Below are 24,172 nucleotides of genomic sequence, written 5' to 3' on the forward strand. Positions count from 1 at the left end.
TGCCGTTAAATGTAAGCGCGTTCATGAAGGTTAAAGCAGGGAGGAGAAACATGATGGAGCTCAGTCTGTCTCAACGACAAACGACGAATCTGGCTATGACAACAGAATTACGACAGGCGATATCATTGCTGCAATTCTCTTCGATGGAACTGACGGCGTTCATCCAGGAACAAGCGCTGGAAAATCCGCTGATTGAATTAAAGGAAAAAAGCCCCGATGTCGACCATGAACCAGGCTATCACCCCAAACCCTATCAGACCAACGTCAGTCCACTTGATTTTGCAACGAAAGAGAAAGATATAAGGGAAGATTTGTGGGATCAGGCGCGTCTGCTGGAATTGTCGGAAATAGATCGATTATTGATGCAGTATCTGATTTGGAATATAGATGACAATGGCTACCTTCCTATCCCGGAAAGAGAAATCGCCGAAGAATTCGGACTACCGGAAAGCCAGGTGCTTACGGTGCTGGAAAGCTTGCAGCATCTGGAGCCGGCAGGTGTCGGAACAAAGAATCTATCAGACTATCTTGTCTTTCAATTAAGACAAAAGATTGAACAGGGTTCGTTGGCAGAACAAATGGTAGTTAAGCATTTGAATTTACTGGCAGAAAAGAAATGGCGACAGCTTGCGGAGGAATTAGATGCAAGCATAGCAGAAATCCATCAAGCTGCAGAAATCATTCAGCAGCTGAAACCGAAACCGCTAGCGGGAATCGCTAAAACTCCCGCAGAGTACGTACGGCCGGATATATCTGTGAAAAAGTACCAGGGAAAATATAAAATTATTCTTCACGATAGTTATTTACCTTCCATACAAGTAAATACTAACTATCGATCATTGATCACTCATAATGATAAGACGGCAAAGTATGTAAAGGACCATTACCAGAAAGCGATATGGCTCATGAATAGCATTGAACAACGGCAGGCGACAATGATGAAGATTGCAGAAGTTCTCGTCGATAAACAAGCGGAGTTTTTCGAAAAAGGATTTACCGCCATTCAACCATTGACACTGAAGGAAGTGGCTGAAGCAATCGGTGTTCACGAGTCTACGGTAAGCAGGGCGAAGACGAATAAAGTGATCCAAACGCCACAAGGTTGTTTTGAGTTAAGCATTTTCTTTACCTCAAAGCTCAGCAGTGAGTCGGGTAGCGATACATCTTCCACTAAAGTGAAAGCGTTATTAAAGCAATTGATTGAAAAAGAAGATAAAAACAAACCGATCTCCGACCAAAAAATATCGGATTATTTTAAAACGAAGGAAGGGATCACCGTATCACGGAGGACGGTAGCTAAATATAGAGAGGAGTTGCGCATCCCTGCTTCATCGAAGCGTAAGCAGCTCTCCTGAAGAAACTGCCGTTAGGAATTGTAGAATAATTCCTAACGGCAGTTTTTTAGTAACGTGGTGGTTTCCAGCAAAAGTGTCATTTCCAATTGCATGCCCTGGTTGCCGCCGACAGTTCATTTAATAACCGATCGAGCGTCTGAGATGCTTCAATCAGCTTATCATCCAAGGGATTGTGATTATACAGGGAATACATATATATTCGCATCTCTTCTATTTTCTGTTCTAAGTCTTCTAAGTTGTTCACAAAGGGCACCTCCGAATACACCTATTATACCATGCGGTGTATTATCATTGAAAAAATTGTAAAGAATAATCTGGGTTATATTATTCTTTCCTTTGATAGTAGTGACAAAACATAAATTTGTAAATAATAAGAAATAAGAGGAGCCATCTCGAGGCAATAGGGATTTATTAGCTATAAACTACTCTAAGTGACTATTTTCCACGCAGAAAACCCAGTATGCAGTCATACTGGGTTAAGATTTACTTCACTAATGGGAGCTTGATGTAGCTGCTTGCTGGATCAATCGTTATTGTCGTACCACCTTCCGGACGAAGTGTATAATCATAATCCGTCGAAATGATTACGACACCCAGTTGATGTCCGGCCTTAAAGATATAGTCATCCGGCTGCAGGTCCCATTGGAACGTATATTTCTTCCCTGGTGAAAGGGATTTTGCTTTCCAATCGGAATTAATGTTTTGTGGATCCATCCATCCGCGGGTAATAATTTCCGTTTCTTCTCCGCTATAGTCGACTAACAAAGCGGTAAGGTTTGCGGTAGGCGCGTCCAGTCCTGCCCGGAGGGAAACTTCAGGTACCCCGCTTAGCCGCATCTCTTCCTCCAAAGGCTCTGTAAGATATACGGCGAGGTTTTCTTGATTGCCCTCCAGATCCTCCACGAGTGTTTCTACCGTACGTGTCGGGTCATCGATGATAGTATCTTTTGTCTTATCACTGTTCGGTACCTGCGAGAAGCTGAGCGAGCCAAGGGTTTCTTTATCAGCTCTAAAATGAAGCTTCGTGTCCTTAGCGTCTTCCGCTGGCCAGTTTGTCATCGTTTTCCAGGACAAGTCTTCCCGCTGGATGTCGACCATCGGCTCATCCATAATTCTGTTATCAACTTCATATAACCAGTAATCAAACCACTTATTCAACGTAGTCATCCATTCGTCCTGGCGGATATAGTATGGATCACTATGACCATATTGGTGCAGCCACATTTTTCGCGGAACATCATGCTCTTCCAACGCGTCCCACCACTGGGCAAACTGCTCTGTTTTGACATTCCAGTCATTCAGTCCATGCACCACCAATACGCTGGCTTCTACATTTTTAATGTCGTTGATATAATTACGCTCATCCCAGAATTCATTGTAATCTCCTGTTTCACGATCCTGTCCTTCCGTCAGCTCCTCCATGACAGAAGCACATAATTCCGGGTTTTCCCGTGTCAAAACTGCTTTTGCCAGAACATCAGCATCTTCCCCTTGATAGCCGCCTGGTGCAATGACAGCACCATTAGAGCGGTAATAATCATACCAATCACTGATGGCGGCAATCGGAACAATTGTCTTCAAGCCTTCGACACCAGTAGTAGCAACGGCGTTTGGAAGTGTACCATTGTATGAAACCCCGGTCATCCCGACATTCCCGGTAGACCAGTCAGCCGTGACTTCTTCGCCGTCTTCTGAATAACCTTTCGCGTTACCGTTCAGCCAGTCAATTACTGCTTTTGTGCCTTCAACTTCCTGATAGTCACCTGTCGTTGCGCATCCATTCGATCCGCCAGTTCCGATACTATCGGCAGAGATATAAGCATAGCCTCTCGGTACGAAATAATCATCGAGATACCCAGGCAGCCCGGCTGCGTTTTTTGCCCCGGTAACCAACGGTTTGCCAGGGTGGTCGACAGCATTTAAATTCTTATCGACATCATAAAATTCTAATGGATAATTAAGTCCGGCATTATAGGGGCTCATCGTATAGATGGCAGGAACCTCGAGACCATTTTCTGTCTCCCCTGGACGTATAATCCTGGCATTAACCCGGTCCAACTCTCCGTTATTGTCGCTGTCGACAGAAGTTTCAATAAACACCTCTTCCATTATGGCATCATCCATGTTGTAAATTGGCTGCGTCATCCCGTCTTCAATCTCAATGTTCGTGTTGTATGTAGCAGGGGTGTCATGGACAGGGGCAGCATGGGCAGCTGAAGGAAGCACCAGACTGGCACAAAGCATCAGCATTAATCCTGTCTTTTTCACACCATTTTCCTCCTTTGTGATCATATAACTGAAATTATAAGACAAAATTAGTGAAACTTTGCTGAATAATCTGAAAACGGTGCTTTTGTTTGATGAAAATAGGAAATATAGCACAGATAATAAAGGGGAAAGTTAATTATGTATTGTGGGGCAGGTCACTTCTTAATAAAGTCGAATGTTATATAATTAAAGTAGTATAATTATTTCGATGGGAGGTCGAAGCGATATGAAACGGCACGAAGCGCTATACCCATTGTCTCATCACCATCATCATGCGTTGGTGACGGCAGTAGAGTTGAAAAAAGCAGGCACGGAGAAGACAGAAAAAAGTTTGCTGGATTTTCGTAGAAGCGTCATCGATTTTTGGAATCAGGACGGCCGGGGACATTTTCGCGATGAAGAAGAGGTACTGCTTCCCCTATACGCTCAATATGGAAATGTGAATCAGGAGTCCATCAAAAAGATGCTGATACAGCATGCGCAAATCAGAGGCATGGTCGAGCGGATTCGAGAGCAGCCTCGGCTGACTGCAGAACAGTTCCGCGAATTGGGAGAGCTGCTTGATGAACATGTCAGACTAGAAGAGCGGACAGTTTTCCCAATGATTGAGGAAGCTGTTCCGGAAAAACTGTTATACCAGGCGAATGGCCGCTTCCACCGTGATTCCGTCAGTGGCAGGTAAACAAATTATTTCCCGGGAAATAATTATTGAAAAAGAGGCACAATCCTTATCGGGATTTGTGCCTCTTTGTGCGTTAAGTAAGAATATTGCTTCGTTAAGTCGGAACATGGGGCCGTTAGGGAAGGAGTTTGCTTCGTTAAGGCAGAACAATCCTCCATTAAGTCAGAATATACGCTAGTTAGGGCAGAACATAGAATATCGGGCAGACATAGAAAACAGCAGAGACATTCATCCCTGCTGTTTTCTTTATCCATTTACTTCAAATCCAGAATCAGCAACTGCCTGGGTGAAATCCTCCCAGGAAGCGGCTTTTTCATCAAAGGAGACGGTTGCTAATCCTAAGTGAGAATTAACCGCTACATTCCTTACTCCCCATACGTCATATAAAATTTCTTCGACTCGTGCCTCATCATCTTTATGGAAACCAGCAATGGAAAACGTACGTGTAATCACTGGGAATCACCTTTTTCTTCTAATTCATTTCCCATTCCTTTTAAAAAGCTGACCATTGTGGAAAGTGCCAGCACCACGTGGGGGTCACGGAGGGACTTGACCAAGCCCCAGGTACTCGTTTTTTCTTTCTCTTCCGCATGGGTAGAGGCTGTTTCTACACCTTTTTGGAAACTTTCCAGCATCGTTCTTAATTTTTCCGGTTCCAAATGACCGACAAATCCCATCGTGTAAAATATATTTTTAATTGTATGATGGATGTTCGGCTGGTTGATTTGTTCAACCGCAATGGTGCCGATTTTTTCACGGGCACTTAAGAACCCTTTCAAAATATCAAGGACACCGGTAGCCTCCAGCTGATCGACAATTTCAAGCATGCTGGTGATCGCCTGCTTATTATCTGCAATCTGGCTGAGTATCCTTTCCATATCTTTCTGTTGCATTTCTTCTGCGGTTGATTGCTGCATCTCAATTTGCCGTATCGCTTTGGCCATCGGTCCGAACCTCCTTTTCAATCAATTCAGGGATTGGGGTGAAGTCTTCCCGTTCCCATTTATCTGCCACCCGGACACCGATTTGTGGCTGTGGATTACCAAGGCGGAAGTTTCCGACCACGACCGGAGACTCACCCTTTGTTTCCAGAACCTCCATTTTCACTTGCATTTCCTTATAGTTCGGTGTGTGGGTATCTTTATCATGGTAACTGCTTGTCAGTTTGTTGACAGCTTCGATTTCTTTACGCGTGTTCATCGGCAGGTAAAGCTCTTTGCCTTTCACTTGGCCGGTCACCCAGACGCGCAGTTTCACTTTTCCATAAGGGGAAGTGAGACGTACAAGGGCACCGGTTTCAATGTTCCGTTCTTTCGCTAGCTCCGGTGATACTTCGAGCCAAGGGTTCGGTACTTTATGAGAGATACCATCGGATTGGTATGTCATATTCCCTTCATGGAAGTGCTCCAGGATTCGCCCATTATTCAAATGGAGGTCATAACCTTCACCTGCCTCATAAGGAGGCGTCCAGTCGACAGGAAAGAGCTTGGCTTTCCCATCCGGAAAAGCGAATTTATCTTCATAGAGAAGCGGCGTATCCTGCCCGCCCTTATCAACTGGCCATACGAGACTGTCCCAGCCCTCCAGCCGCTTATAGTCTACACCAGCGAAGACAGGAGCAAGCGATGCTGCTTCGGCCATAATTTCACCAGGGTTCTGATAGTTCCAATCCGCTCCCAATTTATTGGCGAGCTCCTGGAAAATTTCCCAGTCCGGCTTACTATCGCCTAATGGTTCCATTACCTTATTCAATTTCTGAATGCGGCGTTCTGTATTAGTGAATGTACCTTCCTTTTCAAGACTTGGTGCAGCAGGAAGGACGACGTCGGCATACTGTGCTGTCTTGGAGAAGAAGACATCCTGGACCACGAAGAAATCAAGCTTTTCAAAAGCTTCATGAACATAATTGATGTTAGAATCCACGAGGCCCATTTCTTCACCGAACAGGTAAACCCCTTTGACAGAGCCTTTATGGATAGCTGCGACAATTTCATGGTTGTTCAAGCCCGGTTCTTTCGGTAGTTTGGTTCCCCATGCTTTTTCATAGCGGCCGCGAATCGTGTCATCTTCAACCGCTTCATAACCAGGGAAGTAGTTCGGCATGGTACCAAAATCACTGGCTCCCTGAACGTTATTATGACCTCGTAGCGGATAAGCACCAGTGCCGGGCTTACCGAAGTTTCCAGTCACGAGCAGCAGGTTCGCAATAGATGTGCTCGTATCGGTCCCGCCCATATGCTGCGTGACACCCATCGCCCAGAGGATGCAGGTAGCCTTGGATTCATGGATCATCTCTGCTACTTTTTTCATGGTTTCCTGGGTAAGGCCTGTCACACTTTCGGCATATTCCAGCGTAAACTTATCAAGGGAATTCAAATATTCATCCACATTATTAACTCGCTCTTTCAAAAAGTCTTTTGCTTCCCAGCCCTGATCGATCATATATTTAGCTACGGCTGAAATCCAGACGAGATCCGTGCCTGGTTTAGGGTGAAGATGTAAGTCTGCACGTTCCGCAAGGCCATTTTTCCGTAAATCGACTACAACAAGCTTCTGGTCATGTAATTTATGAGCGCGCTTGATTCGCGTGGCAAGTACCGGGTGGGATTCTTCTGGATTCGCCCCAACGACGATGATTAATTCAGCTGCAGCAATATCTTCAATTGTACCGGAATCACCGCCGATACCGACTGTGCGCATCAGACCGGCAGATGCTGGAGTCTGGCAGTAACGCGAACAGTTATCGATATTGTTGGTTTGGAAAATCTGGCGAGCCAGTTTCTGCATCAGGAAGTTTTCTTCATTCGTACACTTGGATGAGGCGATGAAGCCAAGCGCATCAGAGCCATTTTGCTGATGGATCCCCTGCAGTTTTTCCGAAACGAGTGACAGGGCTTCATCCCACGTGGCTTCCACAAACTTATCGCCTTTCCGAATCAATGGCGTCTTTAGGCGCTCTTCGCTGTTGATGAAATCCCAGCCGAATTTACCTTTGACACACGTAGAAATGCCGTTGGCTGGTGCCTCCGGATGTGGCTGCACTTTCAAAATATCGCGACCTTTTGTCCATACTTCAAAAGTGCACCCGACACCACAATAGGTACATACCGTCTTTGTTTTATTGATTCTGCTCTCACGCATCGATGCCTCGACGTTAGAAATAGCGAAAATGCCGCTATAGCCTGGCTCGACCTCTTTTGTAACGTCAATCATCGGCTCAAGGATATTTTTCGGCATTTTCGTCAGATAACCGGCTTCCCCGAGCATCGATTTTTCCATGAGGGCATTACAAGGGCAGACGCTGACACAGTGCCCGCAGGAGACACAGGAAGACTGATCGATCGTCACATCGTTGTCCCAAATGACACGTGGTTCTTTTCTGTCCCAGTCAATTGATAATACTTCACTCACCTGCAGGTCCTGGCAAGCCTCTACGCATAACCCGCACAAGATACATTGATCCGGCTCATAACGATAGAACGGATGGGAGTTGTCAGCGGTATAAGGCTTAGGGGTAAACGGGTATTTCTGGTGGTTCACTTGCAAGTGTTCCGCTGTGTTATGTACCACACAGTCCCCATTATTGTTATCACAAACCGTGCAGTAGAGCTCATGATTTTCCAGAATCCGTGACATACCTTCGTGTTGAGCTTCTTTCACCTTATCGGAATTATCGCTTACTTTCATGCCTTGTTTGACTTTTGTGGAACAAGACCGCTCAAGCTTTCCGTTAACATCAACAAAGCAAGTGTCACACGTCTGGATGACACCTACGCCTAAATCAGGCTGCGAAGCACAAATCCCTGGCATGTAGATATCATTGTCGCGTGCTGCTTCAAAAATCGACTGCCCTTCTGACGCTTCAATTTCCTGACCATTAATGCTAATCGTCACTTTTTTCATTTCCATCAAACCCATCTATTGTAAATTAAGATAGTAAAAGTATGTACAAAAAACGTGTATTCTATGAATATGTATTTTTGATAAGAAAAAAGTACGTAATAATAGTCGTTTTCACACTATGAGGGAAGCGGTCCAAGTGTAAAATCTTTAACCTGATTAAAAATCGGGTATGACAAACGGTAGAGGAGGTGCCTGTATGGATTATCAGCCCATGAATGAGGAGTTTTTTGAGCAGCCGACATTGGAGTTAGCCGAATCATTATTAGGAAAGATATTAGTAAAAGACACAGAGGCAGGAACAGCGTCAGGAATCATCGTAGAAACGGAAGCATACATAGGTCCTGGTGATCGGGCAGCCCATAGTTATGGTAACCGGAGGACCAAACGTACTGAAGCGATGTTTGGGCCTCCGGGTAACGTTTACACGTATGTGATGCACACGCATTGTCTGGTCAATGTCGTGAGTGGAGATGTGCTGGAACCGGAAGCCGTATTGATTCGTGCAGTCGAACCGTTGGAAGGGATTGAGCTGATGTACCAGCGTCGTGGCGTAAATAAGAAGGAAATCGAACTGACCAATGGTCCTGGCAAGCTGACAAAAGCATTAGGAATCGTGAAATCCGACTACGGGCTTCCGTTCAACAAACCGCCGTTATATATCGCAGAAGGGAGAAAGCCCGATTCCATATCGACAGGACCCCGTGTCGGTATCGATAACAGCGGGGAAGCCCGGGATTACCCATGGCGTTTTTGGGTGACAGGGAATCGCTTCGTCTCGAAGGCGAAAAAATAATTTTAATGCTTAAACGGAGGAATATTCTGCTTGACTTCATTCTTCAGCGTAAAGTGTAGTTCTAATTCCCGGTTGAGCGATGCGTAAAAGACTTCCGAAATATCGGTTACCCCATGCTGTGCCAGCTGCCGGCGAATCCAGGAGGACTTCACGCCGAAATGTTTCATCACTTCCTTGGAGATGTCCCCTTCAATAATGATTGGCAGCGCAATTTCTGAGGAGTAAGGAATGATGTTCATATCCTTTCTCGTCACGGTTTGATGGCGGGGTTGCTTAAGTACACTTAACTCACCATTTGCCTCGACAATCGCTGTCTGCACTTCGTTGATGTCAAATACGTCCTTCTCCCGCAGCATTTGGAGGACATTGTCAATCGAATAATGGATTTTTTTCAAATTCGTATCAATGAATTTCCCATTTTGGATGACAACCGTTGGCTTAAAGGTGATCCACCTTCCGAACGATCGACTGGATATTTTCAATTTGGCGACAAGTCGCTGCAATAACCCCAACGCTACGATAGCAACGGCGGTAGGTATATGGTTGATATTGGGGTCTGCGATATCCGCTCCTACAACCGAACCAAGTGTCAAAATAATTAACAGATCGAATATCGGCAGTTCTCCGATGGCACGTTTTCCCATGAAAATAGCTACGACAAGCATCAACGGAACAATGGTTGATATCCTTCCCACAACAAGCAGCGATTCTTTTATCATATCTAACATCAGGTTTCACTCCTATTTGCATCTCTTCCCATCTTTTCCAAAAAGGTTGGCTATTAGACCTGCTTAATTAGTACGCTCACTAGGATTTTTCCTGTATAATTATAAGAACTTTCAGAACTACCGGAGGAAGCTTGGATGCGAAGAATTTTTACTTATGCTTATACATACAAAACTTCCATGTATATTGGATTATTTCTTATGCTTGTCGAGCTGGTCGTCGAGTTGATTCAACCCTTATTCATGGCGAAAATCATTGACGATGGAATTTTACAGGAAGATATGACAACGGTGGCGATTTGGGGCGGCATCCTGGTTGCTATATCTTTGATTGCCTTTGTAGCAGGTATCATCAATTCATTTTTCGCTGCGAATGTCAGTCAGGGGGCAGGTTATGACCTGCGAGATGATATGTTCCGGAAAGTTCAGGAATTTACAAGTAAGAACTTTCAGCGTTTTGCCACTCCGACGTTGATAACCAGAATGACAAATGATGTCACCCAAATTCAGAACTTGATTTTCATGTTTATGCGAATCGCCCTACGAGCCCCGTTATTCATCATCGGAGGACTGGTGATGGCGTTTACCGTACATAAAGAACTGGCGACTATTCTATTATTGTCTGTGCCGGTTATGCTGTTGTTTTTATTTTGGATTTTGACAAAAGGGGTCACGTATTTCCGGCGTGTTCAGGAGAAGTTAGATAACCTTAATACAATTATCCGGGAAAATCTTGCCGGAATCCGGCTGATTAAGGGCTTTAACAGGGGTGACTATGAAGAATCACGTTTTCAAGGAGCTAACACCTCTTTAATGAACGATAACAAAAGAGCATTGTGGCTGATGGAGCTGGCCATGCCTATGGTCATGCTTAGCATGAACTTGATTATATTAGTCATTCTATGGTTTGGAGCCATCGGTTTGAATGTTGGCACTGCTCAGGCGGGGGAGGTTGTTGCCATTATCAATTATGCTACCCGGATGATGTTCACCTTTTCTGTCTTTACGTTCTTAATCATGGTCTTTTCTCGGGGGAAAGCTTCTGCTAACCGGATTACGGAAATCCTGGATGCTGAAGGAGAAACGGTCGATGACCGGGCGGATGGCGTGAACAAAGAAATCCAAGGTGCGATAGGGTTCCAGGAGGTTAACTATACCTACCCAGGTATGAAAGTTCCGGCTATAGAAACGATTAACTTTGAGGCAAAAGCAGGGGAGACAATTGGAATATTAGGGGAAACCGGTTCAGGAAAATCCACCCTTTTACACCTTATTCCACGGCTGCAGGAAGCCAGTGGTGGACAAGTGTTCATCGATGGTCTCTCTATCGAGCACTATGATGTGATAGCATTGCGGAAGCAAATTAGCCTCATACCTCAGGAAATCCATTTGTTTTCAGGAACGGTAATGGAAAATATACAATGGGGAAAGAACGATGCCAGTGAAGAAGAAGTGATTGAAGCAGCGAAGGATGCGCAAATTCATGCTTTTATTTCCACATTACCGGATGGCTATCAAACAAAATTGGGCCAGAAAGGCATTACCTTTTCCGGGGGACAAAAGCAGCGCTTATCCATAGCAAGGGCGCTCATTCGAAATCCGAAAATATTAATACTGGACGATAGTACAAGTGCTCTGGACGCCCATACAGAATCGCGATTAATGACCTCCTTACGCAAGAAAGATTGTACGGTTTTGATTGTAGCTCAAAAAATAAGTTCGCTAAAAGCTGCTGATATGATTCTATTGATGCACCAGGGGAAAATCGTCGGAAGCGGAGACCATAATTCTTTGTTACGTTACAATGCTTACTATCAGCAGGTTTACCAGTCCCAGCAGGAAACGGAGGCGTTATAAGTGGCAGTTAAAGGTAGTCAAAAAACGTCAGATAACCTCCGTGGTCCCAGGGCTCACCACCACGGCATTGGCACGCGCCCACCCAAAGTAGAAAACATACAGGCCACTGTAAAAAGAGTCTGGACCTATATGAGAAGGGAGAAGCGGTTATTCTGGCTGGTGCTGGTTATTGTCCTGATTAGTTCGCTGTTATCCTTACTAGGCCCATACCTGCTCGGAGTAGCAGTCGACAGAGTGATTGAAGATCCTGAGACCAGTACACTGCTTCAAATGGTGGTACTGTTGGCAACGGTTTATCTTTTTCATTCCTTGTCGTTATGGCTGCAAAACTATTGGATGATCGGTATATCGCAAAACACCGTATTTACAATGCGCAACCACTTATTCTCTCATCTCCAGCGGCTGCCGATCCTATTTTTCCAGGAAAGACAATTCGGTGAACTGATGAGCCGTCTGACCAATGATATGGAAAATGTGAGCAGAACCCTCAACACGGCAGTTATTCAATTTACAACCAGTCTGATCACCATTCTCGGTACGATAGGTATGATGCTATGGCTTAGTCCTTTGCTGACAGGACTTACACTAACAATCGTACCGGTGATGTATGTCGGGATGAAGTGGATTACGAGACGGACAGGACGCTTCTTTAAAGAACAGCAGAAAGTACTGGGGGACATGAATGGGTACGTTGAGGAGATGTTTTCCGGGCAGACAATCATCAAAATGTTTTCACAGGAGCAGAAAGTCATCGATACATTTCAAAAGAAGAACGAAGCTTTAAGACATGCGAGCTACTGGGCACAAACCTATACTGGTTTCATTCCGAAGTTAATGAATATGCTGAACAATGTCAGCTTTGCCATCATTGTCGGTGGGGGAGGGATCCTCGCGGTTAAGGGGGCTGTATCGATTGGGGTAATTGTCACCTTTACGACCTACTCGAGACAGTTCACCAGGCCATTAAATGATCTGGCCAATCAATTCAATATGATTCTGTCCGCAGTGGCAGGTGCAGACCGTGTCTTTCAAATTGTTGATGAGGCGATAGAGACCAAAGATGAGGAGAATGCCGATGCTATTCAAGAATTACAGGGTAAAATTGAATTTCGATCTGTCTATTTCTCCTATGAAGATGAACAGCCGACCCTGAAGAATATTACTTTTCATGCTGCACCAGGGGAGACTGTTGCATTAGTAGGACCTACTGGAGCTGGCAAAACTACGATCATATCGCTACTGTCACGCTTTTACGAGACAAATGAGGGGGAAATATTGATTGATGGAAAAAATATAAAGACAATCACCCGTGACAGCCTTCGCAAACAAATGGGGGTAGTATTGCAGGACTCGACTTTATTTCATACGACGATTAGGGGAAATTTACGCTACGGTCGTTTAGATGCCAGTGATGAAGAGGTAGAACTGGCTGCAAAGGCAGCCAATGCTCACAGCTTTATCAGTCGTCTTCCCGATGGCTATGATACTGTCCTTGATGCTGATGGTAAAGGTATCAGCCACGGTCAGCGCCAACTATTGTCGATAGCTAGAGCATTGCTTGCCGATCCATCTTTATTAATATTAGATGAAGCTACAAGCAGCATAGACACTGTAACAGAGATTAAAATCAATGAAGCATTAAGCAAATTGATGAAGGGCCGTACCAGCTTTGTAATCGCACATCGGCTCCATACCATACGCACGGCGGATTTGATCCTTGTCCTGCAAGAAGGAAAAATAATTGAAAAGGGGGGCCATAGGGAACTACTTGAGAATGAGGGGTTTTATGCTGACCTCGTGAAAACACAACGAAATGATAGTTTAAATACAGGCTAAGAATGGGGAAGACACCAATTTGAAAATTCCCTTTTCTTAATCTTAGTCTTTGAATGATACAATAAAGTAGATGGTTTGATTTGAAAGGACGGGAAGCTATGGTTCGTTTTGGTATTATCGGTACAAATTTTATTACAGAACGTTTATTAGAAGATGTAAAAGATTTTGAGGACTTCCAGTTGACTGCAGTATATTCCCGCACGGTGGAGAATGCAGAGGAGTTTGCCAAAAGGTTCGGGGCTGAAGAAACATATGTAAATATAGAAGAGATGGCTAAGAGTAATAATGTCGATGCTGTCTATATCGCCAGCCCTAATTCCTTACACGCTCATCAGGCAATCACAGTAATGGAGCAGGGAAAACATGTGCTATGCGAAAAGCCGTTGGCGTCAAATACAATAGAAGTGGAAGCTATGGTGGAAGTAGCCAAAAAGAATAATGTTTTGCTGATGGAAGCCATGAAAACTACTTTTCTCCCAAATTTTTTAAGCATACAGAAAAATTTGCATAAAATAGGCAAAGTAAGGCGTTATGTAGGAACATTCTGTAAATATTCTTCTCGGTATGACGCTTATAAAGAGGGAAAGGTACTGAATGCTTTCAATCCGAAGTTCTCTAATGGTTCGTTGATGGATTTAGGTGTTTATTGTATTTATCCTATGCTTTTGTTGTTTGGTCCCCCTCAAAGCATACAAGCGAACGCTGTTTTGCTTGAGACTGGAGTGGATGGAGAAGGAAGCATCATCTTCAGCTATGATAATATGGAAGCAGTTGTTATGCACTCCAAAATTTCTACTTCCTTTTCTCCATCTGAAATTCAGGGGGAGTATGGAAGCATACTTATTGACAATATTTCTGACCCAGAACACGTAGAAATCAGATATAAGGATGGAAGTATTGAAGATATCACACAAATACCTTCTTCTCTCTCTATGTACTATGAAGTAGAAGAGTTTATTAAGCTTATAACAGAGAATTCAAAGGAATCTTCTATTAATTCGCATTACCACTCTTTAACCACCATAAGGATAGTAGAAGAGGCCAGAAAACAGGCTGGAATCCTATACCCAGCGGATACTCAGCTGTAATTTCTTCCCCCTATAAAAGACATTGACATTTATATGCCAATGTCTTTTTTTCTCCTATTTTATAACATCAATCCTCATCTTCCCCCTCATTTAATATTTTATAGTTAATTTTTTTGCTTTGACTTTTTCCTTTTATTCATCTTGCACTAAACAATTCACAAGTATTGGACATCATCTGCTATAATTCCATTTTAACTTTGAGACAAAAACACATTTCATGATTTTGTACACGAAAGTGTTTGCATGTTTACTAAAAAGAATACATGTAAACAAATTGAAAACATATAGTACACAATTGAGTGTACAAGTGTACAAATGCGTGTACTTGTTGGTATATAGCTATGTGTGCAATTTGTCTTTCAAGTATACAAGAATGTTTACATGTATACTCGTTTGTATGCAACTTTTTTCTTATTGACGATATTATCAATCTACTATAACTTTAAAGTAGTAACTGGTTATATAGGTAGTTATTGGTAGAAGCCACTTAGTAATCTCATATTAGAAAGGAAAGTTGTGAAAATGACAAATTCAAGAATTGCAGCTGTTGATGTTGGAAATGATGCTGTGAAAGCACTATTTGGGAAATTAGATTCCGATCTTTACATACCTAATGTGATTGCGCGTGAGGTAGAAGATCGTCCGGTAATCGGTATTGAAGATTTGGATGACAAAGATCCGCTCGATAATATCCACATTCGCGTACACTCCCCTGCCCTATCAGAGAATAATGCGATTTACCGTGTCGGTAATCTGGCGACTAAAAGCAGCAACTCTACAGAACTTGATCCAGGAAGCAGTAAAGCGGAAGAGGATCAGACATTGGTTATGCTATTTGCGGCCTTGGCAATGGATGCTGTAAATGAAAAAACGCCGGAAAAAGGATTTAAAACGAATAATGGCGTGATAGATGCCAACTACACTTTGGGTACAGGACTACCTCTAAGAGAAGTAAAAGAAGGAAAAGATGTTGGTTATCGCTCCCAACTGTTAGGCTCTGTGCACCAAGTAGAATTTCTAGTTACACCTAAATATCAGGGCAGAAAAGTAAATATTAAATTTGATGAAGTAAAGGTTTATCCAGAAGGGTTTGCGGCATATATCAACCTGGTAATGGACAATCACCTGAATATCATCAACAAAGACCTGATAGATAAACAGATTTTGATTCAGGATATTGGTGGACTATCTACAGATATTGCTGTTATTCGTAACCGTAATGTGGATGACGATAAGGCACAAGGTTTCAACCTTGGTGTTTCGGAATCTCTTGAGCAAATTCGTGAAGAGATCAGAAGCAAGCATGGCGTAGAATTAGATAGCCGTAGAGATGTGGTCGATATCATCACTCGTAAAAATGACCGCAATCACATCATGGTTAAAGGAAGCAGAACAAGTGTCCATGATATTACTGATCGGATATTGCTTGAGCTTGCGAAGAAGGAATACCGTTTCCTTCGTAATGTGTGGCAAAAGAACTCACAGTCTGAAATCTGCTACTTTGTCGGTGGTGGTGCTTCCGTACTGAAAGATTACTTGAAAACATTGAATAACAACCTAGATGGTTTCAATATCGAGTTCTTTGAGGATGAAAAGGAAAGCATCTGGATGATGTCCAATGCCTACTACAAGTTGATTTCTGACTTTATCCGTAAAAATGACAACCGTAAAGTGGAAGATAAAAAAGGTGAAAAGCAAAAAGCATCTTCATCAAAATAGGGTGATTGTATGAGTAATGCAGGGAAAGGCATTCAGAGGGGACAGTCGATTACCTTTCGTATCCCCTCTGACACGCCTGACCATCTTTTAAAGCAATTAAGTAAATTAAAAGAAACAGAGCGAAGAAACTTTTCCAGTAAAATCGCTCAGTTTGTTTTAGAAGGGGTCAATCAATCTTTTTCGAAAGATAGAGAAACCGTCACGATTCCACTACCAAGACAATTGACGAAGGAACAGCGCAACTGGCTCAAACATGAACATTCTGAGGCGCTGCTGGGCAGCATTATCCACCATTTGCTTGCTGATCCTGTCCGGGCTACTGCGCTTCTTGCTTCTATGAACAGTAATCATGTGAATATTGATGAAGCTTTATACTTACAGGAAGAAGTAGCAGCCACAACAGTGAAGGCGGAAGAAATACCTGCCTCGGAGCCTGAGGGCCAAAGTGAGGAACAAGATCAGAAGGACTGGTCTGAAATGGATAAAGCTTTAGATGATTTGAATTTTAATGAAATGAAAGATCAGCTAAAAGAACAACAGGTCGACGGTGATGAGGAAGAGGAAGAGTCGGATGAAGATCCGCTCGGTGGTTTCCTTTCTAAAATGAATAATTAAGAAAAATGGCTTTCAGAAAAGTAGCAGCTTTTCGTGAAAGTCATTTTTTATTTAGAAATTTAGTGAACGAGGTTATTGAAAAGCAGAATAGAAATAAGTATCTCGCCCTATGTATTTAGTGAGGGTGGCTCGTTGTTATTCCAAGTTTTGGTGCATATAATGAAAGAAATAATCGGGGAGGTGGAGGGAATCGAAATACTGTTACCGGCAAACTTCCGTGAAGGGTTAGCCGCTGTCATCCTGGTATTAGGTCTGGTCAGTTCATTTCTGTCTTTTAAGAAGCAATGGAAGGCCCATGCCCTGAAAATCACGGGAATTTTATTGCTGCTTGGTTTATGCCTTTTTGCCAATAACACATGGAGCTACCTTGCTGGAATATTCATTATCGCGACAGCTGTCACAAGGACCGAGTATTTACAGAATTTAGCTGCTATTATTCGCGGGAATAAAGATTATTTTGAATACAAAAAAGAGTTCGTGTCGAATAAAGAAGTATTTGATCATAAACTTCAGGATATAATTGAATTCAAGCACGAAGCACCTGAGAAAAAAGATACGGAGCTAGTCACAGCCAAACCTGCTTTTGAAGCAGGAGTGAGTGAATCATTGACCCCGCTGCAGCTTGTTCTGATTGCTGAAGACTTTGCTTTTAAGGAAATAGAAAGGCGTTATAATAAACCCATACAGCGTCATATACGGATTATCTCTCCGGATAAGGAATTAGAATTTGATGGTCTGCTAGAACTAAAAAATAAAAGTATCATCTGCGCTTCAAAAATCATACCTCATGCTTCATTTCCACTAGAACCTCTATACCAATCCGTTCAGTATATACTCCAACAAACCGCGGAATATAGAAAGCTGCTTCCCAGATATAAAAAACTTCACGTAAGCTACGTCATCGTAAGTACTTTTAACAATGAGACGAAAGAAAAGCTGTTGCGCAAGCTGGATGCTAATGTTACCTCCGTTACTTCTGAAATGTTTGAAGTAGAGTTTCTATTGTACTCCTTTGAGGAATTAGGACTCCCGCTATTAGATTCAATAAAAAGTCAGCCTCTCATTTGAGAGGTTTTTTACTGTGTAGGAAATTATAAAATTTTCTTTCTGTGAATAACTATACACGGTGAGCAACATCCAGCTCCAGCGCCTACCCCCTCGAGGTCTTAAGTCAATCCTCTCTGTGACAGAAAACGTCACGGCGAGGCTTGTCTTAAGCTTGTCGGGGGTGAGCAAGGCGCTTGCGCTTTTGTTCTTTAGAAATACATTCTTTTTTTCCCCTTCTCACTGTGTATTTCCCGGGGAATATGCGGTGAAAAGGAAATTAGATGCATGAGATTTTTTTATAATGTGACAATAAGAAAAGTATAAAATGGTGCGTTGAGGAGGTTTTGCATTGAAAAACTATGAGGCAGTCATAGTAGGCGGGGGAATTGCCGGGCTTCAGGCGGCTATTCAACTGGGGAGATATCAACACCAGTTGCTGGTTATTGATTCTGAGCGAGGACGTTCGAACCTTTGTCGCTGTTATCACAATTTGCTTGGTTGGCCTGATGGCGTCAGTGGTCAGCATTTAAGGGCTATTGGAAGAAAACAAGCCGTTGATTTGGGAGTTGAATTTCTCCACGATACGGTTTCCGATATTCTACAAGAGCGTGAAAGCTTTCATATTGTCACCACGGATGATATTAATATTCGTACTAAAACAGTCTTATTTGCTACGGGGGTGGTTGATCGTATTCCGCCTGTATTTGCAGAGCTTTATCCTTGTTTAGGAGTGAGTGTATTCATTTGCCCTGATTGTGATGGCTATGAAGTTAAAAATAAGCGGACAATGGTGTTAGGGACAGGGAACCCGGGGGCGAATATGGCGTTGACCCTGTCCTACTGGACGAAGGACTTGACGTATATCAATCACGAGTTACGTGATGTAGATGAGCAGTTGAAAAATGAATTGAAGGAGAGAAAGATCACCTACATCCATCAACCAGTCGCATTTGTTCTGACGGAGGAGGATGCTGTTAAAGGAGTAATTCTACAAAATGGGCAAAAGATAGAAGCGCCCTATGCTTTTATAGCGTTTGGGGGAAATAAGGTAAAGTCAGAACTAGCAAAGGGACTTGGTGTAGAATTACATCAAAACAGTCATATTCTTGTCGACAGTCGTACAAAAATGACCAATGTCCATGGTGTTTGGGCCGCAGGCGATGTGGTCGCTCACTCAGAGCAAGTCGCGATCGCGATGGGAGATGGCTTGCAGGCTGCTATATGGATGCATAAAACAATAATTGGCCAAGCGAAAAATAAGACAGCTCATTAAAAGGAGCTGTCCACTGTTTTTTCGAATTAGTTGTTGCCGGAACCTTTCTTAACTTCGCTTACAGTGTCACCGATGAGCTGGTCCGTGTCGGTGCCAAATCGTGTTATATTAAGAGAATACTCGCAAAACAGCTTGTTCATACGTTCTGAAGAATTCGGGAGCATTTTTCTTGAGAAGGTCGTCATACATATGGTTGGCTACAGATTCGTAATACCATTTTTGAGAATCGTGCCCGGCATTAAAGTTTTGCCAAACTTGTGCACCCTTAGTTTTCATTTCCTCTTCTGTGGATAACAGGTTGTCGAGTTTATCAGCGATTATCAGGCACTTTATATCTTTCGATGCTGTTTTTACTGTATCGATTGTGTGCTGCTTGCGTTCTTGCCAGGACTTCGTTTTATCTTCCGTATGAGCTGCTACGAGGTCTGCTACCTCCATGCCGAACTCTTTCTCAATATCTGTAATCTCATAACCGGTATCTTCCACTACATCATGTAAGTAGCCGGCACAAATCAAATTCTTTGAGCAGCCAGCCTGGTGCAAGATTTCAGCTACACGTGTAGGATGAACGATATATGGCTGGCCGGTCCCTTTTCTCACTTGGCCTTCATGGGCTTTTTCTGCGAATAATTTAGCCTTATCTAGCATGCATGCGATCCCTCCGGTCTACGAAATTAAAAAGCTGTTATATAGGTCTTACCCTATTCTCCTATGATAAACTACAATTATCATAAATAAAGGAGTGAAGTGTTGGGAAATGATACAGTTAAGACAATTGCTGAAAAGCATGACAAAACCCCGGCACAGGTTATCATTCGCTGGCATTTGCAAAATGATACAATTGTCATTCCGAAATCAGTGACACCGTCACGAATTGAAGAAAATTTTAACGTATTTGATTTCGAATTGGATGCGCTGGACATGAAAAGGATCGATGCGCTGGATCGAAATGAGCGCAAAGGACCGAAGCCTTCGGAAATGAACGTGCGTTAATCAGTAGTCTCTCGAGAAAATCTGGCGATGAAGGCATGATAATGACTATTCAAGGGAACCTATAAGAAGATACTCAGTATGGAAAGGAGCGTGGCTGCGCGTGATATTTGTAGCGGTTGTATTGACCTTGATCGGAACGCTGGGATTTACCGGCTATGTAAAAAAGTCAAGAACGGTAGCCACCTTATATGTTATTTCCCTCATCAGTATTACGATCTCCTTGATTGGTACATTTATCATCAATGGTGATACAGGAAGCCAGGTAATGACAGTGGCTGGCATTATCAGTATTGGCGCCTTAATCGGAATCATATTAACGAAGCCGGAAAATATAGAGAAGAACGGTTGAAGCCAACCGTTCTTTTTTTGTGAAATAATATTATGTAATTATAATTACGCTAAAAAGTAATTATTTGTTGCATTAAAAAGTAATGTGAATTACTATATAAAGTAATAGGAGGTGTGTTAATGGAAGATTTACGGTTAAATGTAGCATTGCTACGAAGACGGGTGCCCAATTTGACAAGTGCCGCCCGTGCAGTTGGACTGAGACCAGCCACAGTATCTAACTTGAGTACTGGTAAAATTCCTGTGGGAAGAGCCGAAGTGCGCACGCTGGTCGCATTAGCATCACTTGCAGAATGCAGCCTGGATGAATTGATTATCAGAGGGGAGAAGGTAGAGATGATGGAGACGGGGATCAAAGCATTGGATTTGTTTGCACCATTAACTAAAGGCGGAACGGTAGGGTTGGTAGCAAGACCGGGGATGGGGCAGCTGGTTATTTTATCAGAAGTATTTTATCGGTTGAGAGAGCAAGGACACGCTACCGTACTATTAAAGCCCGAAGATAATCAGCAAGGTGTCAGTGACATCCTGGATGCAGCTGATACAGTAGTGGAATCCATAAAAGAAGCCTATGAACATATTGCGCAACTAGGGACTCAGCAACAGGTCCTATTTGCTGCTGACCGCTCTTACGTTTTGACTGGAGAAATTCAGGAATTACAAGAACGCCTGCTCAATATAGGGATTGATTCCGTTACCACGTTTTTAGTTGATTTAAAAGGGGAAGCCGTCGATGAGGATTTGCCGTACGGTCCATTAGAAACACTGTTACAGTTTGATGCAGATTTAGCGGCAAGGCACATGTTTCCTGCTATCAACCCAATTTATTCTACCTCCTCTGTTTTAGAAGGCGCACACCTGGACCAGACCCACCTCACCATACAACAACGTGCCCAAAAGCTGTTAAGAAGGTATAGAGAACTACGTTCGATCGTTAATGTGAAAGGAAGCGACAGTCTCCCCGCTACGGAAAAGCAAACATATAAGCGGGGAGAGCTGCTTGAAGCCTATTTAACCCAGCCATTTTACGTAGCAGAAGAATTTACAGGACAAAAAGGCGAAACAGTAACATTAAAAGAAACGCTGGAAGATGTCCGAAAAATTTTAGATGGGGCAAGTGATACCAAGGATGTGAAAGAATTGAGTTACGTTGGAAAAATGAAATAACCACCTGGCCTTCCTCGCTAAAGAGGAGGGTTTTTATTTTTACCATGAAGAATTTTCTTTTTTTAAGAAAAATTGAATAGGACAAACATATGTTTGGGGATGCTTTACATAAGGAGGCGATAGTTGATGAACACCTTTGAAGTACTGACGTTGATGTTAAGCTTTGGCATGTTTGTAGTCGCTGTCCTGAACTTTGATAAGTAACCCCCTTTTCTTGGCACGCTTAACCGGCGTGTTATTTTTTTGTGCAGGTTGCTGAATGCACAAGCACATTAAAAAGTCAGCTCTCTATTATGCAAGAGCTGACCCGCTATTATTCTTCTCTATGTTTTCTCATAGGACCAATCAGTTTAGAAATACGATGCAGGATGAACATCTGAATAAAAACCAGCAATGTTAAAATAACCATGGTCAGGATAATTCCAGCAACCGAGCCTTCTCCCACAAGTCCAATTATCAGGCCGAGACTTCCCCCTACGATGACCGAAGGATAGACCATACTGTTGGTGATTTGCCCCTTTTTTGCGAAATAACGGTTTATTATAAAAGCACTGATGATTAAAATTGCTGCAATGAATGCGATGAACAGCTGTAACAAGGTAAAATCCTCCTTTGTACATAGCTTTTCTTTCTTAAACTTTATCAAAGTTCATAGGGTTTGTTAAATGATAGTTGTATGACAAGCTGTTCCATAGTGAGTAGGACGACAATCAGGATTTGGACGATACGTCCGATAATACCGGAGATACTGTAACTGCTCTCGTTAGGGTCCCAGTTTCCCATTCCCATGTTTCTTGCCATGGAGTTGAGGAACTCTACCCTTAATTGCTTCCTTTAAATAAACGGGGCTGTTCTTCCCTTAATCGGGAAAAACAGCCCTGTTACTTAGTTACTATATGGTTAAGAAGTTTCTGTTAAATACCCCCGAAAAGTTAACCAGGTAATTTAGAGGTGGATACCGATTCCAGGTCCGAATGGTATACCTAGGAACGCGAAGATAAGCAATAACACGATCCAGACAGATAGGAAAATGATACTGTAGGGAAGCATCAGTGCAATCAATGTCCCGAGTCCGGCTTTTTTATCATACTCTTTCATGAACGCTAACACGATGATTATATACGGATTCATTGGAGTAATGATATTAGTTGATGAGTCAGCGATACGATATGCTGCCTGAATGAATGCCGGGTGATAATCTAAGAAATAGAACATCTTAACGAAAATTGGTGCCTCTAATGCCCATTGTGCCGACCCACTGAAGATGAATAAGTTCATGACAGCGGTCAATAAGACAAAACCGATGATGACGGCTATTCCAGTAAGCCCGATGGACTCGAGGAAGTTTGCACCACTAACAGCAATCCATGTTCCTAAGTTCGTCCAGTCAAAGTAAGCGATGAATTGAGCTGCAGCAAAGATCAGTACGATAAAACCGGACATATCCTTCATGGCCTCGCCCATATATTTAGAGATATCTCTTGAGCTTTCCAGTTTTCCAACCGTTTTACCATAAGTGACCCCTACTGCCACAAACCAGAATAAGATAATTGGGATAATCCCATCTAAAAATGGTGATGGAATGATGCCGCCCTCTTCATTTCGCAGTGGTGAATTAGGCAGGAAGATAACCAATAAGATTAAGGCTACGTAAGCTAGAGCTACAATCGCAGCATTCCTAAGCCCGCGTTTTTCCAGGTCGGTCGAAGCTTTTAGAGTCTCACCGCCTTTTCCTTCATACTTACCTAATCGAGGTTCAACAATTTTTTCTGTGATAAGAGCACCGGTGATAGAGAGAACTACTACTGAAACCATCATGAAATACCAGTTATCGACTGGTGTAACAACAATGTTGGAATCCAGATTTTGCATGACCTCGGTTGAGATACCTGATAGCAAGGCATCTGTTCCCGCGATGACGATATTGGCTGTAAACCCGGCTCCGACACCAGCGAAACCTGCAGCAAGACCGGCAAGGGGATGGCGCCCAACCGTGTAAAATACCATTGCGGCAAGTGGAGGAACGATAACGAAAGCTGCGTCGGAGGCGAGGTTACCTAATATACCGACAAAAATTACTGCATAAGTTACCAGAGCAGGCGGGGCTTTAAGAATCGTACTCTTAATGGCTGTTTCCAGGAGACCAATCTTATCAGCCAAGCCAATTCCTAGCATCATAGCAAGTACGAGTCCCAGCGGCTTGAATCCGACAAAGTTATCCAGCATCGAAGTGAGAATATATTGAAGTCCTTCCGCAGAGACAAGGCTTTTTATAGTGATTAATTCTTCGCTGCCAGGTTGTTGAAATGAAATATCAAATAAAGAAATGAACCAGGACAATAGAATAACAAACAGAGCAAGGTATACGAATAACATGAATGGGTCAGGCAGGCGGTTACCTGCACGTTCAATAACATTCAAAAAGCGACTAAGTCCTTTTCCTTCCGAAGCATTTGACTGATTAGCCATATGTTTCACCTTCCTTCATAAAATTGGAAAAATA

The 24,172-nt window shown here is 43.0% G+C and carries 23 protein-coding genes and 1 pseudogene; 14 read left to right on the plus strand and 10 right to left on the minus strand.

Going from position 1 to position 24,172, the window contains the following annotated elements:
• Positions 1-50 precede the first annotated feature (50 nt).
• The gene (rpoN, locus tag FHS45_RS12255; RefSeq protein ID WP_062443079.1) at positions 51-1,355 is read left to right on the plus strand and encodes an RNA polymerase factor sigma-54; all 1,305 of its coding nucleotides are present in this window, start codon (positions 51-53) and stop codon (positions 1,353-1,355) included.
• 76 nt (positions 1,356-1,431) lie between these two features.
• Here rpoN and FHS45_RS12260 read toward each other — a convergent pair whose 3' ends face one another.
• A complete protein-coding gene (locus FHS45_RS12260; RefSeq protein WP_082411959.1) occupies positions 1,432-1,599 on the minus strand; it encodes an aspartyl-phosphate phosphatase Spo0E family protein in 168 nt (55 codons plus the stop codon).
• A gap of 239 nt (positions 1,600-1,838) precedes the next feature.
• Complete coding sequence (locus FHS45_RS12265) at positions 1,839-3,623, minus strand: Xaa-Pro dipeptidyl-peptidase (protein WP_062443074.1); 1,785 nt, start codon at positions 3,621-3,623, stop codon at positions 1,839-1,841.
• Between the two features lie 226 nt (positions 3,624-3,849).
• On the opposite strand from FHS45_RS12265, the gene FHS45_RS12270 reads away from it, so the two are divergent.
• The gene (locus FHS45_RS12270) at positions 3,850-4,305 is read left to right on the plus strand and encodes a hemerythrin domain-containing protein (protein WP_062443071.1); all 456 of its coding nucleotides are present in this window, start codon (positions 3,850-3,852) and stop codon (positions 4,303-4,305) included.
• Between the two features lie 246 nt (positions 4,306-4,551).
• Here the strand turns inward: FHS45_RS12270 and FHS45_RS12275 are convergent, their stop codons facing one another.
• The 3 genes from FHS45_RS12275 to fdhF are packed head-to-tail and all read right to left on the minus strand — an operon-like array spanning position 4,552 to position 8,214.
• Entirely contained in the window at positions 4,552-4,758 is a 207-nt protein-coding gene (locus FHS45_RS12275) for a heavy-metal-associated domain-containing protein (RefSeq protein WP_062443057.1), read from the minus strand.
• Positions 4,755-5,249, minus strand: a complete 495-nt coding sequence (locus FHS45_RS12280) for a helical membrane plugin domain-containing protein (protein WP_062443053.1) — start codon at positions 5,247-5,249, stop codon at positions 4,755-4,757. The genes FHS45_RS12275 and FHS45_RS12280 overlap by 4 nt, the downstream gene beginning before the upstream one ends.
• A complete protein-coding gene (fdhF, locus tag FHS45_RS12285) occupies positions 5,224-8,214 on the minus strand; it encodes a formate dehydrogenase subunit alpha (RefSeq protein ID WP_062443050.1) in 2,991 nt (996 codons plus the stop codon). The genes FHS45_RS12280 and fdhF overlap by 26 nt, the downstream gene beginning before the upstream one ends.
• 190 nt (positions 8,215-8,404) lie before the next feature.
• Between fdhF and FHS45_RS12290 the strand changes: the two genes are divergently transcribed.
• Positions 8,405-9,001: a DNA-3-methyladenine glycosylase gene (locus FHS45_RS12290; RefSeq protein WP_062443046.1), complete on the plus strand. Its 597-nt coding sequence runs from the start codon at positions 8,405-8,407 to the stop codon at positions 8,999-9,001.
• 2 nt (positions 9,002-9,003) lie between these two features.
• Here the strand turns inward: FHS45_RS12290 and FHS45_RS12295 are convergent, their stop codons facing one another.
• Positions 9,004-9,729 carry a DUF421 domain-containing protein gene (locus FHS45_RS12295; RefSeq protein ID WP_062443041.1) on the minus strand — a complete coding sequence of 242 codons (726 nt, stop codon included), beginning with the start codon at positions 9,727-9,729 and terminating at the stop codon, positions 9,004-9,006.
• Positions 9,730-9,864: 135 nt separating this feature from the next.
• Between FHS45_RS12295 and FHS45_RS12300 the strand changes: the two genes are divergently transcribed.
• From FHS45_RS12300 to FHS45_RS12330, 7 genes are all read left to right on the plus strand, one after another.
• Positions 9,865-11,583 carry an ABC transporter ATP-binding protein gene (locus tag FHS45_RS12300; RefSeq protein ID WP_062443038.1) on the plus strand — a complete coding sequence of 573 codons (1,719 nt, stop codon included), beginning with the start codon at positions 9,865-9,867 and terminating at the stop codon, positions 11,581-11,583.
• Positions 11,584-11,712: 129 nt separating this feature from the next.
• Positions 11,713-13,419: an ABC transporter ATP-binding protein gene (locus tag FHS45_RS12305; RefSeq protein WP_082412118.1), complete on the plus strand. Its 1,707-nt coding sequence runs from the start codon at positions 11,713-11,715 to the stop codon at positions 13,417-13,419.
• Between the two features lie 98 nt (positions 13,420-13,517).
• Positions 13,518-14,507 (plus strand): Gfo/Idh/MocA family protein, encoded by a 990-nt coding sequence (locus tag FHS45_RS12310; RefSeq protein ID WP_062447599.1) that lies wholly within the window; start codon positions 13,518-13,520, stop codon positions 14,505-14,507.
• A 522-nt stretch (positions 14,508-15,029) separates the two neighbouring features.
• Positions 15,030-16,226: a ParM/StbA family protein gene (locus FHS45_RS12315; protein WP_062443031.1), complete on the plus strand. Its 1,197-nt coding sequence runs from the start codon at positions 15,030-15,032 to the stop codon at positions 16,224-16,226.
• 9 nt (positions 16,227-16,235) lie between these two features.
• Positions 16,236-16,841, plus strand: a complete 606-nt coding sequence (locus FHS45_RS12320) for a hypothetical protein (protein WP_062443027.1) — start codon at positions 16,236-16,238, stop codon at positions 16,839-16,841.
• A 159-nt stretch (positions 16,842-17,000) separates the two neighbouring features.
• The gene (locus FHS45_RS12325; protein ID WP_148350056.1) at positions 17,001-17,909 is read left to right on the plus strand and encodes a hypothetical protein; all 909 of its coding nucleotides are present in this window, start codon (positions 17,001-17,003) and stop codon (positions 17,907-17,909) included.
• Positions 17,910-18,237: 328 nt separating this feature from the next.
• Positions 18,238-19,161 (plus strand): NAD(P)/FAD-dependent oxidoreductase, encoded by a 924-nt coding sequence (locus FHS45_RS12330; protein ID WP_062443020.1) that lies wholly within the window; start codon positions 18,238-18,240, stop codon positions 19,159-19,161.
• Positions 19,162-19,269: 108 nt separating this feature from the next.
• On the opposite strand, the gene FHS45_RS12335 is transcribed toward FHS45_RS12330, so the two are convergent.
• Positions 19,270-19,809, minus strand: a complete 540-nt coding sequence (locus FHS45_RS12335) for an HD domain-containing protein (RefSeq protein ID WP_062443017.1) — start codon at positions 19,807-19,809, stop codon at positions 19,270-19,272.
• Positions 19,810-19,905: 96 nt separating this feature from the next.
• On the opposite strand from FHS45_RS12335, the pseudogene FHS45_RS12340 reads away from it, so the two are divergent.
• From FHS45_RS12340 to FHS45_RS20530, 4 genes and pseudogenes are all read left to right on the plus strand, one after another.
• Positions 19,906-20,154 (plus strand): annotated as a pseudogene (locus FHS45_RS12340) (aldo/keto reductase); the annotation flags it as partial.
• A 100-nt stretch (positions 20,155-20,254) separates the two neighbouring features.
• Positions 20,255-20,503, plus strand: coding sequence for a hypothetical protein (locus FHS45_RS12345; protein WP_062443009.1), 249 nt, complete (start codon positions 20,255-20,257; stop codon positions 20,501-20,503).
• A gap of 119 nt (positions 20,504-20,622) precedes the next feature.
• A complete protein-coding gene (locus FHS45_RS12350) occupies positions 20,623-21,669 on the plus strand; it encodes an ATP synthase beta subunit C-terminal domain-containing protein (RefSeq protein ID WP_062443006.1) in 1,047 nt (348 codons plus the stop codon).
• Between the two features lie 126 nt (positions 21,670-21,795).
• Positions 21,796-21,873 (plus strand): putative holin-like toxin, encoded by a 78-nt coding sequence (locus tag FHS45_RS20530; RefSeq protein WP_220387482.1) that lies wholly within the window; start codon positions 21,796-21,798, stop codon positions 21,871-21,873.
• A gap of 109 nt (positions 21,874-21,982) precedes the next feature.
• Here FHS45_RS20530 and FHS45_RS12355 read toward each other — a convergent pair whose 3' ends face one another.
• The 3 genes from FHS45_RS12355 to FHS45_RS12365 all read right to left on the minus strand — a co-directional run bounded on the left by FHS45_RS12355 (position 21,983) and on the right by FHS45_RS12365 (position 24,138).
• A complete protein-coding gene (locus FHS45_RS12355) occupies positions 21,983-22,267 on the minus strand; it encodes a hypothetical protein (protein ID WP_062443003.1) in 285 nt (94 codons plus the stop codon).
• Between the two features lie 44 nt (positions 22,268-22,311).
• The gene (locus FHS45_RS12360) at positions 22,312-22,470 is read right to left on the minus strand and encodes a hypothetical protein (RefSeq protein WP_157620158.1); all 159 of its coding nucleotides are present in this window, start codon (positions 22,468-22,470) and stop codon (positions 22,312-22,314) included.
• A 144-nt stretch (positions 22,471-22,614) separates the two neighbouring features.
• Positions 22,615-24,138, minus strand: a complete 1,524-nt coding sequence (locus tag FHS45_RS12365) for an AbgT family transporter (protein WP_062442999.1) — start codon at positions 24,136-24,138, stop codon at positions 22,615-22,617.
• Positions 24,139-24,172 lie beyond the last annotated feature (34 nt).

Source organism: Thalassobacillus devorans (assembly GCF_011761345.1).
Lineage (GTDB): Bacteria > Bacillota > Bacilli > Bacillales > Halobacillaceae > Thalassobacillus > Thalassobacillus devorans.

Excerpts from the sequence above, each read along its gene's own strand:
- rpoN (WP_062443079.1), top strand. The coding sequence starts at position 51 with ATGATGGAGCTCAGTCTGTCTCAACGACAAACGACGAATCTGGCTATG.
- FHS45_RS12270 (WP_062443071.1), top strand. The coding sequence starts at position 3,850 with ATGAAACGGCACGAAGCGCTATACCCATTGTCTCATCACCATCATCAT.
- FHS45_RS12280 (WP_062443053.1), bottom strand. The coding sequence starts at position 5,249 with ATGGCCAAAGCGATACGGCAAATTGAGATGCAGCAATCAACCGCAGAA.
- fdhF (WP_062443050.1), bottom strand. The coding sequence starts at position 8,214 with ATGGAAATGAAAAAAGTGACGATTAGCATTAATGGTCAGGAAATTGAA.
- FHS45_RS12290 (WP_062443046.1), top strand. The coding sequence starts at position 8,405 with ATGGATTATCAGCCCATGAATGAGGAGTTTTTTGAGCAGCCGACATTG.
- FHS45_RS12295 (WP_062443041.1), bottom strand. The coding sequence starts at position 9,729 with ATGTTAGATATGATAAAAGAATCGCTGCTTGTTGTGGGAAGGATATCA.
- FHS45_RS12300 (WP_062443038.1), top strand. The coding sequence starts at position 9,865 with ATGCGAAGAATTTTTACTTATGCTTATACATACAAAACTTCCATGTAT.
- FHS45_RS12305 (WP_082412118.1), top strand. The coding sequence starts at position 11,713 with ATGAGAAGGGAGAAGCGGTTATTCTGGCTGGTGCTGGTTATTGTCCTG.
- FHS45_RS12310 (WP_062447599.1), top strand. The coding sequence starts at position 13,518 with ATGGTTCGTTTTGGTATTATCGGTACAAATTTTATTACAGAACGTTTA.
- FHS45_RS12315 (WP_062443031.1), top strand. The coding sequence starts at position 15,030 with ATGACAAATTCAAGAATTGCAGCTGTTGATGTTGGAAATGATGCTGTG.
- FHS45_RS12320 (WP_062443027.1), top strand. The coding sequence starts at position 16,236 with ATGAGTAATGCAGGGAAAGGCATTCAGAGGGGACAGTCGATTACCTTT.
- FHS45_RS12325 (WP_148350056.1), top strand. The coding sequence starts at position 17,001 with ATGAAAGAAATAATCGGGGAGGTGGAGGGAATCGAAATACTGTTACCG.
- FHS45_RS12335 (WP_062443017.1), bottom strand. The coding sequence starts at position 19,809 with ATGCTAGATAAGGCTAAATTATTCGCAGAAAAAGCCCATGAAGGCCAA.
- FHS45_RS12350 (WP_062443006.1), top strand. The coding sequence starts at position 20,623 with ATGGAAGATTTACGGTTAAATGTAGCATTGCTACGAAGACGGGTGCCC.
- FHS45_RS20530 (WP_220387482.1), top strand. The coding sequence starts at position 21,796 with ATGAACACCTTTGAAGTACTGACGTTGATGTTAAGCTTTGGCATGTTT.
- FHS45_RS12360 (WP_157620158.1), bottom strand. The coding sequence starts at position 22,470 with ATGGCAAGAAACATGGGAATGGGAAACTGGGACCCTAACGAGAGCAGT.
- FHS45_RS12365 (WP_062442999.1), bottom strand. The coding sequence starts at position 24,138 with ATGGCTAATCAGTCAAATGCTTCGGAAGGAAAAGGACTTAGTCGCTTT.